Consider the following 15550-nt stretch of genomic DNA (forward strand, 5'->3'; position numbering starts at 1 on the left):
GCAGTTCTGTTCATTTCTGTTGAGAGAGCCGGGACTCGGACATAAGGTTGCGGAAACTTTTCCCACCACGTCCACCTCTCGCCTTCAACGCCTGGTCGCCCTCTTAGCTGCTTGCCGTGGCCCTTCCCACCGCTGGGGAGACCGCCGTCGCATATCTGTTGGGTGGGGGCGTTCCGGGCCGCAGCCTTGAACGGAGCAGTCATGAACTTCGCTGGAACCTCCATGAGCCGCCGGACCCTTTTCCGAACCGCCGGTGCAGCCGCCCTCGCGGGCGCACTTCTTTCCCACACCGGCCCGTCTTTTGCTGCCACCGATCCAGGGTTGCAGGAGCTCATCAACCGCAGGCGGCTGGTGCTGACAGGTGGCCGAAACGCAGCAGACATCCCAGAACTCGCGGCCCAGCTTGAAGGAATGGGCAAAACCGCCGAAAAATGGTGGACGTCCATGGACAAAACCACTGCACGGACCTCGCTGTGGAACGACATTCCGCTGACGGGCATCGGACAGTCCGCAGCAGCCACCGGCAACATGGGGCTGCACTTCAACCGGCTCTACGACATGGCACTTGGATACGCGGTCCAGGGCAACCCCTACGCAGGGAACCCTGAGCTGGCCGCTGACATTGTGGCTGGACTCAAGCTGCTCAGTGACACGGCGTACAAACCGTCAACCAAGGCAGCGGGCAACTGGTGGTTCTGGGAGATCGGTGTCCCCCGAAAGACCGTGGACATCCTGACGCTCCTTTACGCCGAAGTTCCCGAAGCCCTGCGGACTTCCTTGTTGGCAGCCGTCCGCTGGTTTACGCCCAACCCGAATTGGCGCGGCCGTGCTACATCCCTGGCGGAGACCGGGGCCAACCGCGTGGACAAGTCGCTGGCCTGCTGCATGCGGGGCATCTTGGACAACAAACCCGACGAAATCGCCCTGGGCAGGGACGCTTTGAGCGACACCGTCCGCGGCGGAATCAACAGCGTCTTCACCTACGTCACCAGCGGAGACGGCTTCTACGCCGATGGCTCCTATGTTCAGCACTCTTACCTGCCGTACGCAGGAACCTACGGCGTGGTGGCCCTGGCCGGGATCGCCGAGATCATCGCGATGCTCGGAGGCAGCACCTGGGCAGTCAATGACCCCAAGCGCACTGTGCTTCTCGACGCCGTGGAAGACACCTACGCCCCGTTCGTCTGGGACGGACGCATCATGGACACCATCCGTGGGCGTGCGGTCTCCCGTCAGCGCGAACCCGACTACGTCAGCGGCTTCGGACTCATCTCCGCGGTCCTTTTGCTGGCGCCTGGCTGCGACGAGCCCTACCGTTCACGATTCCTGGCTCTGGCCAAGGGCTGGTTGGAACGCTGCGCGGACCAGAAACTCGTGGGGCACCCAACGCAGAGCCTGGCAAAGTCCTTGCTCTCGCTCGGTGTCTTGTCCGATGCCTCCGTGGTTGCCGCACCCGCACCCGTTTACAGCCGTATGTTCGCCGACCAGGACAGGCTGGTCCACCACCGCCCGGACTGGGGCTGCACAGTGAACCTCTCCTCCAAGCGAATCGGCCGCTACGAGTGGGGCAACAGCGAAAACAACCTCGGCTGGTACCAGGGCGATGGCATGACCTTTCTGTACACGCGGACCGATCCGTCCCAGTTCAGCGCTGACTTCTGGCCCACCGTGGATCCTTATGCACTGCCTGGCACTACCGTGAATGACCAGGTACGTGCCAGCGGTGCAGGAGCTGCCGGGACCGGAATCCCCCGCGCGTTCCAGGCCTTCGCCGGCGGCCTCACGGTGGACGGCAGGTGGGGTGTGATCGGCATGGACCATCTCAACCACAACAAGACCCTGTCCGGCCGGAAATCCTGGTTCTTCCTGGATGACGCGGTGGTCTGCCTGGGCGCGGGCATCACCGGCACGGGAGGTACGGCAGTCATGACCACTGTGGAGAACAGGTCCTTCGCCGCAGGTTCAGTGCCGGCTGTGAGGACCGATTCCCGAAATCGTCGGATGGGCGCCGGTGATGCACCCGTTGTCGTGGAGCGTTCCGTGCACCTCGAAGGCCACGGAGGTTACGTGTTCCTCGACGCACCCGGCGTTTCGGGAACACCCGAGGTTGCCGTCGTCAGCCGGACGGGAAGCTGGTTCGACGTCAATTCAGGGGCAGACACCGGCGGCACCACCGATCCCGTCTCCCGGGATTATGTGACCATCACTCACCGCCATGGCAAAGACCCGGTGGCGTCCGGCTACGCTTATATGGTCCTGCCGGCTGCAGGCCACTCCACCACGTTCTCCCAGTCCGCAAACCCCGACGTGAAGGTCCTGGCCAACTCTGCCGGGGTCCAGATGGTGGAAGTGGCCAAGGACAAGCTGGTGATGGCCAACTTCTTCGCGACAGGTTCCGCCGGCGGATACACAGCGTCCGGGCCGTGCACGGTGGCCGCGATGCAGTCCGGGGACAAGCTCACTTTGTCCGTGGCAGACCCGTCCCGGACGCAATCCTCAGTACGGATCACTCTCGATGACTCGGCGAGGTCCACGCTGGTGGATGCCGACGCCGGGGTGTCCCTGGTGAGCGCCAATCCGCTGGTCATCGAGGTCCAACTCGACGGACACGGCCACCAGAAGAACCTGACGCTGGGCAGCTAGGCGCGATCCGCCGTCGAGCGTTCAGTGTTCCCAGCACCGGGAACGTGGGAACCGTGCGAGAACCCCCGGAAAGCTCCGGCGAACACGACGCGTTCCCGCGACCTCGGCGCAGAGACACAAAAGGAGGGCCGGGAAATCCCGGCCCTCCTCAATACAGCGGTAAGACTTACGCGTGAGCCTTGATGGCCGCGGCGAGGACCTCGAGGCCGTCGATCAACAGTTCGTCGCTGATGACCAGCGGCGGGAGCAGGCGGATCACGTTGCCGTAGGTGCCACAGGTCAGGATGATGACGCCTTCCTTGAGGCAAGCGGCAGCTACAGCCTTGGTGAGCTCGGCGTTCGGTTCCTTGGAGCCGGGCTGAACAAGCTCGATGGCCAGCATGGCGCCACGGCCACGGATGTCGCCAACCACGGAAACTTCGCCGGCCAGTTCGCGGAGCTTGCCCAGGGCGAGCTCTTCGATGTGGCGGGCGCGGCCGTTGAGGTCGTGCTGTTCCATGGTGTCGATCGCTGCGAGTGCTGCTGCGCAAGCAACCGGGTTGCCACCGTAGGTGCCGCCGAGGCCGCCCGGGTGGACGGCGTCGAGCAGGTCGGCGCGGCCGGTGATCGCGGACAGCGGGAGGCCGCCGGCGATGCCCTTGGCCATGGTGATGATGTCCGGGACAACACCTTCGTGGTCAACGGCGAACCATTCGCCCGTGCGGCAGAAGCCGGACTGGACCTCGTCAGCGATGAAGACGATGCCCTTTTCCTTGGCCCAAGCGGACAGTGACGGAAGGAAGCCTTCGGCCGGGACAATGAAGCCGCCCTCGCCCTGGATGGGCTCGATGATGATGGCGGCAACCTGGTCGCCACCGATCTGCTTCTCGATCATGGTGATGGCGCGCTTGGCGGCCTCGGCACCGGTGATCTCCGGGTTCTCTTCACGGAACGGGTAGCTCATGGGCATGCGGTAGACCTCGGGCGCGAACGGGCCGAAGTTGGTCTTGTACGGCATGGCCTTGGCGGTGAGTGCCATGGTCAGGTTGGTGCGGCCGTGGTAGGCGTGGTCGAAAGCAACCACGGCGTCGCGGCCGGTAGCCAGGCGTGCAACCTTGACGGCGTTCTCCACCGCTTCAGCGCCGGAGTTGAACAGCACGGTGCGCTTGGCGTGGTCGCCCGGGGTGAGTCGGTTGAGCTGCTCGGCAACTGCAACGTAGCCCTCGTACGGGGTCACCATGAAGCAGGTGTGCGTGAAGTGCGCGGCAGCTTCCTGGACGGCAGCGACGACGGCGGGGTCGGACGCGCCGACGCTGGTCACGGCGATGCCGGAGCCCAGGTCAATGAAGGAGTTGCCATCGACGTCGCGGATGATGCCGCCGTCGGCGTCTTCAACGTAGACAGGGACGCCCGAGGCGACGCCGGCAGCAACGACGGCGGAGCGGCGCTCGGCCAGTGCCTGAGACTTGGGGCCGGGGAAGGCGCCGTTGATGTTGCGCTTCTGCTCGATGCGGTACGAGAGTTCGTTCGCGGTGGTGGTCATGGGGTGGTTGCCTTTCTGGGAAATTCGTACGGGTTATGCGAACGCGTTATGCATCGAGTGCAGACATGACGTGCTTGATGCGCGTGTAGTCCTCAACGCCGTACATGGAGAGGTCCTTGCCGTAGCCGGACTGCTTGAAGCCGCCGTGCGGCATCTCTGCCGTCAGGAGGATGTGGGTGTTGATCCAGACCGCACCGAAGTCAAGGTCGCGGCTCATGCGCATGGCCGTGCCGTGGTCGGTGGTCCACACGCTGGAGGCCAGTGCGTATTCGACGTCGTTGGCCAGTTCGAGTGCTTCGGCTTCAGTGCTGAACTTCTGCACAGTGATGACCGGACCGAAGGTTTCCTTCTGCACGATGTCATCGGTCTGCTTGGCGCCCGAGATGATGGTGGGTTCGAAGAAGAAGCCCTTCTCGCCTGCGCGGTGGCCGCCGGTTTCGATCTTGCAGTTGGCCGGGAGGTGCTCTACTACCGAAGTGACGGCGTTGAAGTGGTTCACGTTGTTCAGCGGGCCGAAGTAGTTGTCTTCGTCGTTCTGCGAACCGGTGTGCAGGGTCTTGGTGTGTTCCACCATGGCTGCCACGACGTCGTCGTGAACGGAGTCCTCCACCAGCACGCGGGTGATGGCGGTGCAGTCCTGGCCGGCGTTGAAGAAGGCGAATTCGGCGATGGCCGCGGCGCTCTTCTTGATGTCGGCGTCCTTGAAGACGATGGCCGGAGCCTTGCCGCCAAGTTCCAGGTGCGCACGCTTGAGGCCCTTGGCTGCTCCGCTGGCGACAGCGATGCCGGCGCGGACGGAACCGGTGATGGAGACCAGGCCCGGGACCTTGTGGTCCACCATCATGGCGCCGGTTTCACCGGTGCCGAGGACTACGTTGAGGACGCCGGCCGGGAAGATCTCGCCGGCAAGGCGTGCCAGCACCAGGGTGGACTCCGGGGTGGTGTCGGAGGGCTTGAGGACTACGGTGTTTCCGGCAGCCAGGGCGGGGCCGATCTTCCAGATGGCCATGAGGAACGGGTAGTTCCACGGTGCAACCTGGGCCACGACGCCGATCGGTTCGCGGCGTACGTATGAGGTGTGGCCCTCGAAGTACTCGCCGGCGGACTTGCCTTCCATGATGCGGGCAGCTCCGGCGAAGAAGCGGAGCTGATCTGCGCCTGCGGCGACCTCTTCGGAGGCGATCAGGGATCGTACCTGACCGGTGTTCCGGTGCTGGGCGTCAACGAGTTCGTCGCTGTTGGCTTCCACTGCGTCGGCGAGCTTGAGAAGCATGAGCTGGCGCTGGCCGGGCGTGACGTGCTTCCACGTCTTGAAGGCGTCGGCTGCTGCGGTCATGGCAGCGTCGACGTCGGCCTGCACCGAAATCGGCGACTTGGCAACGATCTCCCCATTGGTGGGGTTCACGATGTCCAGAAGACCCGTACCTGCCGGCGTAACGAATTCGCCGTTGATGAAGTTCTGCAAGGTTTGAACCACGGTGTGCAACCTCTTTCGGTGTCTGGGCATGGGTTTTAGCTGATCAGAGCCTATGCCAGGAAGGGGGTGCAAGGAATAGCCAGCTGCACACACAAGAACCCCTCGCTTAGTGCGCTTGACCAGCGCCGGGTTACGCTTTAAAGCATGGCAATGTCCCTCGCTTCCCTCCTCGCTGTTCCCTCCCTGAAACTCCGCCAAGCCGGCCTCGCCGAAACCACGTGGAACCAGGACATCAGCTGGGTTGCCGTGACGGAACTGGAAGACCCGCAACGGTTCCTCAGTGGCGGAGAACTGGTCCTCACCACAGGGTTGCGGCTCAAGAGTGCTGCCGACCAGCGGCGCTTTGTCCGCCAGGTCCAGCGTGCCGGCGCAGTGGGCATCGGATTCGGCATCGGCCTCACGCATGAGGCCGTCCCGGAAGCCCTCATTGCAGAAGCCAACCGCTGGGGCCTGCCGCTGGTGCAGGTGCCCTACGAAATTCCCTTCATTGCCATCGGAAAGCTCGTGGCCGAGTCGCACTCGGCCGACCACTACTCCAACCTGGAACGGCTCCTCGCCGGGCACCAGATCCTGGCCCGCTCGCTCCTTACCGGTGGCGGCCTCAACGAACTCCTCAAGCAGCTCGGCAGCATGCTCCGCACTGAGGTCGTGCTCACCCAGTTCAGCGCGCAGCTCTACAACAGCGTGGCCGGGAAGCCGGCCCCGACGGCGGATGGCTGGGCTTCGTATCCGATTCCCACCGGCCGCAGGGATGCCTGCACTCTGTGGCTGAAGCAGCCGTTCGTGGATTCAGGAATTGTCAGCTACGCGCAAAACCTGATCAGCGTGGAGCTCAACAACATGGTCAAGCAGCGGCAATCCCAGCGGGCCATGGCCGGCCAGGTGCTGGACGACGTCATCCACGGAACCCTGGAGACCATCGAAGCCGCCCGACGCTTGGCCGGTGTTGGCATCAACAGCACCAGGAAGAACGTGGTGCTTGTTGCGGAGTCCGCGGCGCACCACAAGCAATTGGTCAGCATTTCGCTGCCCCAAGCGCTGGAAGCCGGCGTCAGCGCCGTCGTCGGGAAGGACCTGGTCACGGTCATCAGCGACGACGGCAGTTCTGCCACTGCCTTGGCCAAGAGCCTCAGCGATCACCTTCAGGAGGCCGGAATCCATGCCGTGATCGGCATCGGCGGCGCCTACACAAAGCCGAACGGTTTGCGCTGGAGCTACTTTGAAGCGCGCGACGCCGTGGCACACGGCTTGCCGGTCAACGAGCCCGAACGCCTCAGCCTGACGTCCCTGTTGCTGGCCAGCGAGGACGTTCCTCTCGCGGACATGGCCAGCGAGTCCCTCACGCCGCTGCGGAAGTTCGACGCCGCTCACGGGGCCGAGCTGGTGGCCACGCTGGAAAGCTATCTGAACCACAACGGGTCAGTGGCTGCAGTAGCGGAAGCCCTGACGTTGCACCGGAATACGGTGCGGTACCGACTGGCACAGATCACCGAGCTAACGGGCTATGACCCCTCCCAGACGCCGGACCGGGTGCAGCTGTGGCTGGCGTTGGCGGTGCAGCGTTTGGGCTCGCGCAACCCGCGCTAAACCCCGCGACCACAAGCGGAGAGCTTCGCCACAAAACTCTAGACATTAGACGTCAAACGTCTAACCTTTAGGTATGGCCGCGACGACTCCCCTTACCCCCAGCACTGGAAACATCCCTACTGTTAGCACTGCCCAGGTGGCGCCCGCGCTTTCGGCAAACCCGGCAGTCCCCAAGACACGCGTCGTCGCCGTCGTCGGCATTATTGCCGTGGTGCTCATCGGCCTGAACCTGCGTGCCGGCATCACCAGTGCCGCTGCGCTGTTCCACGAACTGCAGCAGGTCCTGGGCTACGGCGCTCTGGTTGCGTCCATCCTGCCCTCCATCCCGCTGCTGTGCTTTGCTGTCGCAGGCATGGGAACGTCGTGGCTGACCCGGCGCGTGGGGGTCGAGAAAGCCATTGCCATCGCTTTGGCGCTGCTGGCCGGCGGCTTGCTGGTGCGTGGCGTTCCGGTGACGGGCGCCCTCCTCGGTGGCACCGTCCTGGCCATGTCCGGACTGGCGGTATGCAACGTGGCTATGCCGTCGTTCATCCGCGAACACTACTCCGAGCGCACTTCAATGATGACCGGCCTTTACACGTTCACCATGTCCGGCGGCGCCACCTTCGCCGCTGTCGTCAGCGTTCCCTTGGCGCAGGAACTCGGTTCACCCTCCATGGGTCTGGCTGCCTGGGGCCTGCTGGGTGTCGCAGCCCTCCTCGGCTTCCTGCCGATAGTCCTCCACACCCACCGGAACGCCACCAAGACTGATCGGCCGAGGGTGTCCATGTGGCCCCTGTTGCGCACGCGCTTGGGCATTCTGATCACCGCTATCTTTACGTTCCAAGCCTTCCTGGCTTATGCCGTGATGAGCTGGTTCGCCTACATCCTCACCTCCCAAGGACTGAGCGCCTCTGAAAGCGGCCTGCAGTTCGGCGTCATGCAGCTGGTCTCGGTTGCTGCCGGCATGATCCTTCTCGCCTTCGGCTCCCGGCCCGGCATGCTCCGTCCCGCCCTCTATCTCGCCAGCAGCTCCACCTTGGTGGCAATTGCTGCCATGATCTGGCTACCGACGTCGTTGGCGGTGGTTCCTGCCGTGCTGTTCGGTTTCGGTTTGGGCATCTTCCCACTGGTTCTGGTGATCATCAGCCGCAGCGGACGGTCGACGGCGGAAACCACCGCACTCTCCACCATCGCCCAATCGCTGGGATACTTGATTGCGGCAGTCGGTCCGTTCGGCATGGGACTCCTCCACAGCGCCACCGGCGGCTGGGTGCTGCCCCTGGGCCTGCTGTCCATCGTGGCGGTTGCGCTCATGGTTACCTGCCACATGCTGACGAGCAAGCGCACTGCCACCAAGACCGGACCGAGGACTGCATGACCCTGACCCCTTCGCATCGCCCGGCCCTTGCCGAGGAGATCACCGCCAAGTTGCGGGCCATGATCAAGTCCGGCGAATGGCCACTTCAGGAGCGCATCCCTGCTGAGCCTGAGCTGATGTCCACCTTGGGTGTTTCGCGGGGAACCCTGCGCGAAGCCATCAAGGCACTGGCCCACTCGGGCATGCTGGAGGTTCGTCGCGGGGACGGCACCTACGTCCGGGCGAACAGCGAGATGTCCGGCGCAGCCCAACGCATGTACCTGGAGCACACCCAGGAACACATTGTTGAGGTCCGTCTCGGCTTGGATACCCAGGCCGCCCGCCTGGCAACGAAGCACGCCACCGCAGAGGATCTGGCTGAAATGCGCCGACTGTTGGCGCTCCGGCACGATGCCTGGCAGGCCGAGGACTATCCCACGTGGGCCAGCGCCGACTGGGAATTCCATGAGCGGGTCGCCTTGGCGTCAGGTAATCCTTTGCTGCACCAGCTGTATGTTTCGTTTGGCGGGGTGTTCCACAATGACCTCCTCCGGCAGCAGCGCAAGGGCGGCTTCAACGGCATCCCCCGCGAAGGCCATGATGAGCTGGTGGACGCCTTGGAAGCCCACGATCCCGATGCCGCCGTCCAAAGCGTGTACCGGAACCTGGATTACTGCTCGGACCAGGCGCCGCGGTAGCTTCACCTTTTCATGGCGCCGTCTCGATTCCAGCTCCTGCGGCATCCTTGAACCTTGCATTGATCAGGACCACGTTATGCCCGGCCCTGTCCAGCAGGCTGGCGGCAACACTCGCCCGGTACCCCGTGGCACAGTGCACCCAGATCCGGGCATCCGGTAACTCCGTGATCCTCCCCAGGAGCTCGTAGACGGGGATGTTCAGCGCGCCCGCCACATGTGAAACCTTGAATTCTTCCGGGCGGCGAACATCCAGCACCACGTCTTCCGGCTCCCGGCTTTTCAGTAACTCAGTCCAGTCCCCGTGCGGGTAGCTCGCCTGGGGAGACGCCGGTGCCACGGCACCGATGTCCAGACCCGTTGAGTCAGGCCCGACGGCGGCATCCGGACTATCGATGCCGATCCTCGCCAGGTCCCGGATCGCTTTTTCAACATCTTCCACCGGGCCCAGCAACGTGAGCGGCTGGTTCCAGGGAATCACCCAGCCGAGGTAGCTGGTGAAGTTGTCGCCCGTCCCATACTCGAAGCTCACGCTGCCGTGAAGATGGCTGTTCGCGAAGGCCACTCGATGACGCAGGTCCACCACCCACTCCCCTGCCCGCAAGCGACGGCTCAGCTCCACAGGATCAACCGAGTCAGGAACTTCAAGGATTGCCGGGCCGACACCGGCGGCATTGAGCGGACTCATGTGGGCGTAGTACGCAGGGTAGGCCGTGATGTTCTCCAGCAATTCCGAGACGAAATGGTCTTCGTTGGGATCCGTCAGGGCGTGGTTGGACTTGGCCTGCTCGCCGATCGTTGATGATTCCTGGTGGCTTGCGGGGCCGATGGAACAGAACGATCCGAAGCCATGGGTCGGGTAGAGCGCCGCATCAGGATCCGCAGAGTCCACCAATCGGCGGACCGACGAGTACTGATCGTGGGCCAGCTTCGCGGTGTCGTCTGGCGAGACCAGGTCCGTCCGCCCCACCGAGCCGTAGAGCAAGCTGCCGCCGGAAAACACGGCCTCCCGGCCGCCGTCGTGCGTGTCATCCCGGACCACGTACGAAAGGTGCGTGTGGGTGTGACCCGGCGTCGCAACGACCGAAACCGAGAGCCGGCCGATGCGCAGGACCTGGCCGTCAGTGACCGGGACGCGGGTGAAAGAGACGTGATCGTCGGCGTTCACCAGATACGCGGCACCGTGCTTCTCCGCGAGGATCAGTCCGCCGGTGACGTAGTCGTTGTGGAGGTGCGTTTCGGCCACGTGCGTAATCTGCACGCCGGCTTCCACAGCTGCGGCTTCAACCCGGTCAATGTCCCGTTGGGGATCGATCACCAGCGCCACAGTGCCGTCGTGCACCAGGTAGCTGCGGTCCCCCAACTGGGGAGTTTCGATGACGACGACGTCCATGGTTCAGGGTACCGCCGGCGCTTGGAACGGAAGCAGAGGAGCCTACTATGGTGATCCCTGCAACTACCAGGAATCCCCATTGCTACAGGCCTCTTGCGTCACCCCCCCTTTACCTCAGGTTATGGAATCCTGATTCTCTTCATCGCTCGGGGTCTCCTGGGCCCAGAAACCGGTTCCTCGAAATTGCGATGTTCCAAGAAATGAGAATACCGAGAACTGTTGCAGATGCTAGTGAAAATGCCCCCTCTACCAGGCACTGCAAGACAATTGAGTTAGTGCGCTGGCCCAGCTCAGTTTCTGGTTGCCCAATAATGATGGCAATAATCATCGTCATTCCCAATGTGATGGTTGCTCCCCAAAGTGGGGCCACCGAGCCATTCGATTTTTGAGGCGAGAAACGGTTGCGGAAAACCCCCATTGTGACTGCACTGAGAATCACTGCTGCGAGCTGGTATTCCCACGCCGTCCTCGGAACCATAGCTTGAATAGGGTTGCCTAGAAAATCCGTGATGATCCCGTCCTGGGCGTTTCGAATTTGGATCAAAAGGAAACCAAGGGCAAGTACCCAAGCAACTGTAACCATCATCGACCCGAGCGTTCGAATAACGCTGGTGTTGGGCACGTTGCCTAGTCCAATCGGTTAAGAACGAACGCACGCTTTGATGTGCTTCGCGGCAGTTCGACCGTGAGAGGCAAGTCTTCGAGGCCTTCAACCAGGAGCAGGCCGCTTGCCCGATTACTCTTAACCGAGTCTGCCCGCAGGGACTTCGACGTGGGGTTGGCTTCCAGTTCGACATCAGCGGGCACCAGATAAGCGGTAACTCCCTTCGCGTTAGCGGCTGACTGATCGCCCCAGAGATGGAGTGAAAGACCGCTCTCATTGAAGTGGGCCCGTGTCATGCAAGCCGTTCCGATGTTTCCTGCCGGCGCCTCGAGGGATACGACCATGCAGACTTCTGACCGATCAGAACTCACAGCCGCATAGTACGACGCGCTTTCTGTCTTCTTTAGCAGGCGCATGGAATCTGTTGCCAGGTCCGATAAGGCATGGCTTGCGGTTACAGCTGAAGGGGGCAGGTCTATTGCCCGCTGTTCTTGGCCTAACGCAGGGACCAAAACGTCCGGATCCAGCGAACCCTCTTTGGTGGCGAGGGCAGGGGACGCGAAGATGGCCAACGCTACGCTGGAGATCGCGAGTGTGGCAGCGGCGGTCGAGCGTAAGTGCTTTGATGAAAAAGTCATTTGCTACTCCTAAAGGAAGAGGGATCGAAAGCCAGGTCTCAAGTGCAAGCCGGCTTATTGTCGTGACCTGGCACAGTCAACCCCTACTGTCCCTTGAATTTGAAGCCCGTAGCCCCACCAGCAGTCGCCGTGAGTCAAAGCGGCAGGCAAGTGCGTAAAACGGGTACGGGCATGATTCGGTACGTCAATACCTCCATAGACATAACCGCTGTTATCCCCGCGAGTTCGGACGTACAACTTGCCGCCAAAAGTGGAGTTCATGAATCCCTCACCGCCGACATTCGTTCCGCCGTATCCGCTCTCTGCGTGCTGCCCTTGCGCCATTGGTTTCTGAAATGCGTAGTAGATGTCCGAGGCACCATGCGCCGCGGTGGGAACTCCTAGCGGAATCACAACTATCATTGCCATGACAGCAGCGGATTTTAGATTTCCAACCTTCATTGCTCCCCCTGAGAAAGCGGAGACTACGATGTCGCCGTCGTGAGGGAATGTTTACATCTTTCTGATCATTGCACCAGTCAATCATTTCTGGAGTGTTAATAATCCCGAATTCGGAGAAATATCTGGATTTCCGCGTCACGAAAGCGCAAAAGCCGTTTCGCGCATTGCGATCTTCGTGCCGCATGATGTGGCAGCTCTGGTCTTGGCAACCGATGCTGATCCATGCAGAAACGACCCACCCTGGTTGGTCCAGGCTGGGTTATCGATTGATGCTGAACAGATTGGTAGGCGTGGCGAACACATACTTGAGCGGCCTCTACGGGCAACTGCTCGGATAACCAACTAGCTCCAGATATAGCTACTCCCCGAAAGGCAGAACTGATTTCTCAGTTCTGCCTTTCGGGGAGCAGTTAGATGGGATGACCCCCGCGTAGTTTTAGACCTCCGCGGCTACGTCATCGCGGGAAATATTGACCATGTCTTCGCGCGGCACAACCTTGATGCGCTCACGCTTGACCTCAACGCCGTGCGAACCGCCGGCTTCGGTGGCCGCGGCGCCGAGCGCAAGCTCGTGGGCGTCCAGTGCCAGCCAGCCTTCCCAGCTGGTGAACTTCACGCCACGGGCGTCGAGCAGATCCACGACGGCGTCTGCCGCGGGAACTTCGGCGACCGGCAGGTTTTCGCGGTCTTCCAAGAGGTACGTCACGGTTTCGAGGGCATCGCCCTTGGTGTGGCCGATGAGGCCGACCGGCCCGCGCTTGATCCAGCCCGTCGCGTAGAGACCCGGAACGTGCTGGCCGTCGGCGTCCAGGACACGACCGCCGTCGTTCGTGACGACGCCCTTCTTGTGGTCGAACTCGACGTCCGGCAGGGCCGAACCGAAGTAACCGATGGAGCGGTAAACGGCCTGGACCGGGTAATCGATGAATTCGCCCGTGCCGCGGGCGTTGCCCGTGCCGTCCAGCTCAGTGCGCTCAAACTTGATGCCGGCAACCTTGCCGGGGGTTTCCGGGGAGTCCACGATTTCCACCGGGCTGTGCAGGAAGTGCAGGTGCAGGCGGCGGGAAGCGGTGAGCTCGGAGAGGTCCTCGGGCTGCTCGGCGATCCAGTTGGTGAGCGTGCCCACCATGGTCTTGGTCTGGTTGTTGGTCTGAACCTGGCGGTCTGACTCTTCGTCGAATTCGAAGTCCTCGGCGTAGAGGATGATATCCACGTCCTTGGAGTGCGAGAGTTCGCGGAGTTCCAGCGGGGTGAACTTCACCTGTGCAGGGCCACGGCGGCCAAAGACGTGGACGTCGGTGACCGGGGAGTTCTTCAGGCCGGCGTAAACGTTGTCCGGGATTTCGGTGACCAGGAGATCATCGGCGTGCTTGGACAGGACGCGTGCGACGTCGAGGGCCACGTTGCCGTTGCCAAGGACAGCGATTTCCTTGGCATCCAGCGGCCATTCGCGGGGAACGTCCGGGTGGCCGTCGTACCACGAAACGAAGTCTGCGCCGCCGAAGGAACCTTCAAGTTCAATGCCCGGGATGTTCAGGTCCGCGTCCTTGATGGCACCGGTGGCGAAGATGACGGCGTCGTAGTGTTTGCGGAGATCTTCAATGGAGATGTCCGTGCCGTAGTCCACGTTGCCGAAGAAGCGGATGTCGCCGCGGTCCAGGACCTTGTGCAGGGCGTTGACGATGCCCTTGATGCGGGGGTGGTCCGGTGCGACGCCGTAGCGGATCAGGCCGTACGGTGCCGGGTAGCGGTCGAAGAGGTCGATGCTGACGTTGAGTTCGCCGCTCTTGACGGCCTCGCTCTTGGTCAGGATGTCAGCTGCGTAAACGCCGGCCGGGCCGGAGCCGATAACGGCGACGCGAAGCGGACGGTCCGCAGAACCTACGGGGGTGCTAATTGACACGGCTGTGTTCCTTCTTCTTCTCAGTTACTGCGGACGCGGGGACGATTGGGGGTAATGGTGCTGTAGTCGGCGGTCTTGAAATGCTGCGGCGCGAAGGGGCTCACACGGACCACCTCGCCGATCACGATGACGGCTGGATTGGCCACACCGACGGCTTCTGCCTGGTCCGCGATGCTCCCCAAAGTGCCAATGGTGACGCGCTGTTCCGGCAAATACCCGTTCTCTACGATACCTACTGGTGTGTCCAAAGGCAGACCCGAGCCTGCCAGCGCAGCCGCGGAATCCCGCAATTGCGCTACTCCCATGAGCAACACCACAGTGTGATCGGGGCGGGCGGGGACTTCGGACAGCTCTTCATGGCCGGTCACCACGCTGAAGCCCTTGGCCAGGCCACGGTGAGTCACAGGGATGCCAGCTGCCGCCGGAACCGAGATGGCCGACGTCACCCCGGACACCACTTCAACCTCGACGCCGTTCTGCCGGCAGAATTCCGCTTCCTCGCCACCGCGACCCAGGACATAGGGGTCGCCGCCTTTGAGGCGGACCACGCGGTTGCCCTTGAGGGCTTCGTCCACGAGGATGCGGTTGATTTCGAGCTGAGGAACCGGGTGGTGGCCGGGCGTCTTGCCGACCTCGATGACGCGGACGTCCGGGGCAAGTTCCTTCAGCAGCTCGCGCGGGCCAAGACGGTCGGCAACTACGACGTCGGCCTGGCCCAGCAGGCGGCGACCGCGGACGGTGATGAGTCCCGAGTCGCCAGGACCGCCACCAACCAGTGCAACGGAGCCGGCGGGCGTCTTGCCAGCGGCGTCCGGCTTACGGTGGCGTCGCAGCGGAAGGTCGCCGGTTTCAAGTGCGGTGGCCACAGCATTACGGAGGGCCATGGCACGGCGGGGGTCGCCCCCGGCGTTGATGGCGATCTTGACGTCGTCCACCACGGCGACGGCGGGTGTCCATGCGGCTGATGCTTCGTGGTCCGAGGCGTTGACGCACCAGATGCGCTGCGCCTCGGCGTCGGCCGCTACTTGGGTGTCCACAGCGGCAGTGCCAGTGGCGGTCTGAACGAACCAGACGCCGTCGAGGTCTGAAGTGCGGTACCCGCGCTGTTCCAAGGTGAGCAGCCCGGAAGCGGCGAGTCGGTGGAGGTTTTCGGTGGCAACGGGCGCGACGACGGTAACTTTCGCACCGGCGTCGAGCAGTCCCTTGGCACGGCGTTCCGCAACGGGGCCGCCGCCCACCACCAGCACCGGGCGGCCAAGCAGCCGCAGCGCGGTGGGGTAAATGTCCTGTATTGCCATGAAAAAACTG

At 62.8% G+C, this 15550-nt stretch carries 11 protein-coding genes; 4 read left to right on the forward strand and 7 right to left on the reverse strand.

Annotated features, from left to right (window positions below):
- Nucleotides 1–201 precede the first annotated feature (201 nt).
- Nucleotides 202–2643 (forward strand): polysaccharide lyase 8 family protein, encoded by a 2442-nt coding sequence (locus ABIE35_RS01355; RefSeq protein WP_354512090.1) that lies wholly within the window; start codon nucleotides 202–204, stop codon nucleotides 2641–2643.
- Between the two features lie 166 nt (nucleotides 2644–2809).
- Here the strand turns inward: ABIE35_RS01355 and gabT are convergent, their stop codons facing one another.
- A complete protein-coding gene (gene gabT, locus ABIE35_RS01360) occupies nucleotides 2810–4165 on the reverse strand; it encodes a 4-aminobutyrate--2-oxoglutarate transaminase (protein WP_354512091.1) in 1356 nt (451 codons plus the stop codon).
- Between the two features lie 46 nt (nucleotides 4166–4211).
- Complete coding sequence (locus ABIE35_RS01365; protein WP_310206333.1) at nucleotides 4212–5642, reverse strand: aminobutyraldehyde dehydrogenase; 1431 nt, start codon at nucleotides 5640–5642, stop codon at nucleotides 4212–4214.
- A 144-nt stretch (nucleotides 5643–5786) separates the two neighbouring features.
- Between ABIE35_RS01365 and ABIE35_RS01370 the strand changes: the two genes are divergently transcribed.
- The 3 genes from ABIE35_RS01370 (at nucleotide 5787) to ABIE35_RS01380 (ending at nucleotide 9266) form a co-directional block, all read left to right on the forward strand.
- Nucleotides 5787–7229 (forward strand): PucR family transcriptional regulator, encoded by a 1443-nt coding sequence (locus ABIE35_RS01370; RefSeq protein WP_354512092.1) that lies wholly within the window; start codon nucleotides 5787–5789, stop codon nucleotides 7227–7229.
- A 73-nt stretch (nucleotides 7230–7302) separates the two neighbouring features.
- The gene (locus ABIE35_RS01375) at nucleotides 7303–8589 is read left to right on the forward strand and encodes an MFS transporter (RefSeq protein WP_354512093.1); all 1287 of its coding nucleotides are present in this window, start codon (nucleotides 7303–7305) and stop codon (nucleotides 8587–8589) included.
- Nucleotides 8586–9266 (forward strand): FadR/GntR family transcriptional regulator, encoded by a 681-nt coding sequence (locus ABIE35_RS01380; RefSeq protein ID WP_354512094.1) that lies wholly within the window; start codon nucleotides 8586–8588, stop codon nucleotides 9264–9266. The genes ABIE35_RS01375 and ABIE35_RS01380 overlap by 4 nt, the downstream gene beginning before the upstream one ends.
- Before the next feature lie 10 nt (nucleotides 9267–9276).
- On the opposite strand, the gene ABIE35_RS01385 is transcribed toward ABIE35_RS01380, so the two are convergent.
- From ABIE35_RS01385 to cobA, 5 genes are all read right to left on the reverse strand, one after another.
- The gene (locus ABIE35_RS01385; protein WP_354512095.1) at nucleotides 9277–10656 is read right to left on the reverse strand and encodes an MBL fold metallo-hydrolase; all 1380 of its coding nucleotides are present in this window, start codon (nucleotides 10654–10656) and stop codon (nucleotides 9277–9279) included.
- A 139-nt stretch (nucleotides 10657–10795) separates the two neighbouring features.
- Entirely contained in the window at nucleotides 10796–11278 is a 483-nt protein-coding gene (locus ABIE35_RS01390; protein WP_354512096.1) for a hypothetical protein, read from the reverse strand.
- Between the two features lie 5 nt (nucleotides 11279–11283).
- Nucleotides 11284–11898: a hypothetical protein gene (locus ABIE35_RS01395; protein WP_354512097.1), complete on the reverse strand. Its 615-nt coding sequence runs from the start codon at nucleotides 11896–11898 to the stop codon at nucleotides 11284–11286.
- An 877-nt stretch (nucleotides 11899–12775) separates the two neighbouring features.
- Complete coding sequence (locus tag ABIE35_RS01400; protein WP_354512098.1) at nucleotides 12776–14242, reverse strand: FAD-dependent oxidoreductase; 1467 nt, start codon at nucleotides 14240–14242, stop codon at nucleotides 12776–12778.
- A 20-nt stretch (nucleotides 14243–14262) separates the two neighbouring features.
- The gene (gene cobA / locus ABIE35_RS01405) at nucleotides 14263–15540 is read right to left on the reverse strand and encodes a uroporphyrinogen-III C-methyltransferase (protein ID WP_354512099.1); all 1278 of its coding nucleotides are present in this window, start codon (nucleotides 15538–15540) and stop codon (nucleotides 14263–14265) included.
- Between the last annotated feature and the right edge of the window lie 10 nt (nucleotides 15541–15550).

The organism is Paenarthrobacter sp. 4246 (assembly GCF_040546855.1).
Classification (GTDB): Bacteria; Actinomycetota; Actinomycetes; order Actinomycetales; family Micrococcaceae; genus Arthrobacter.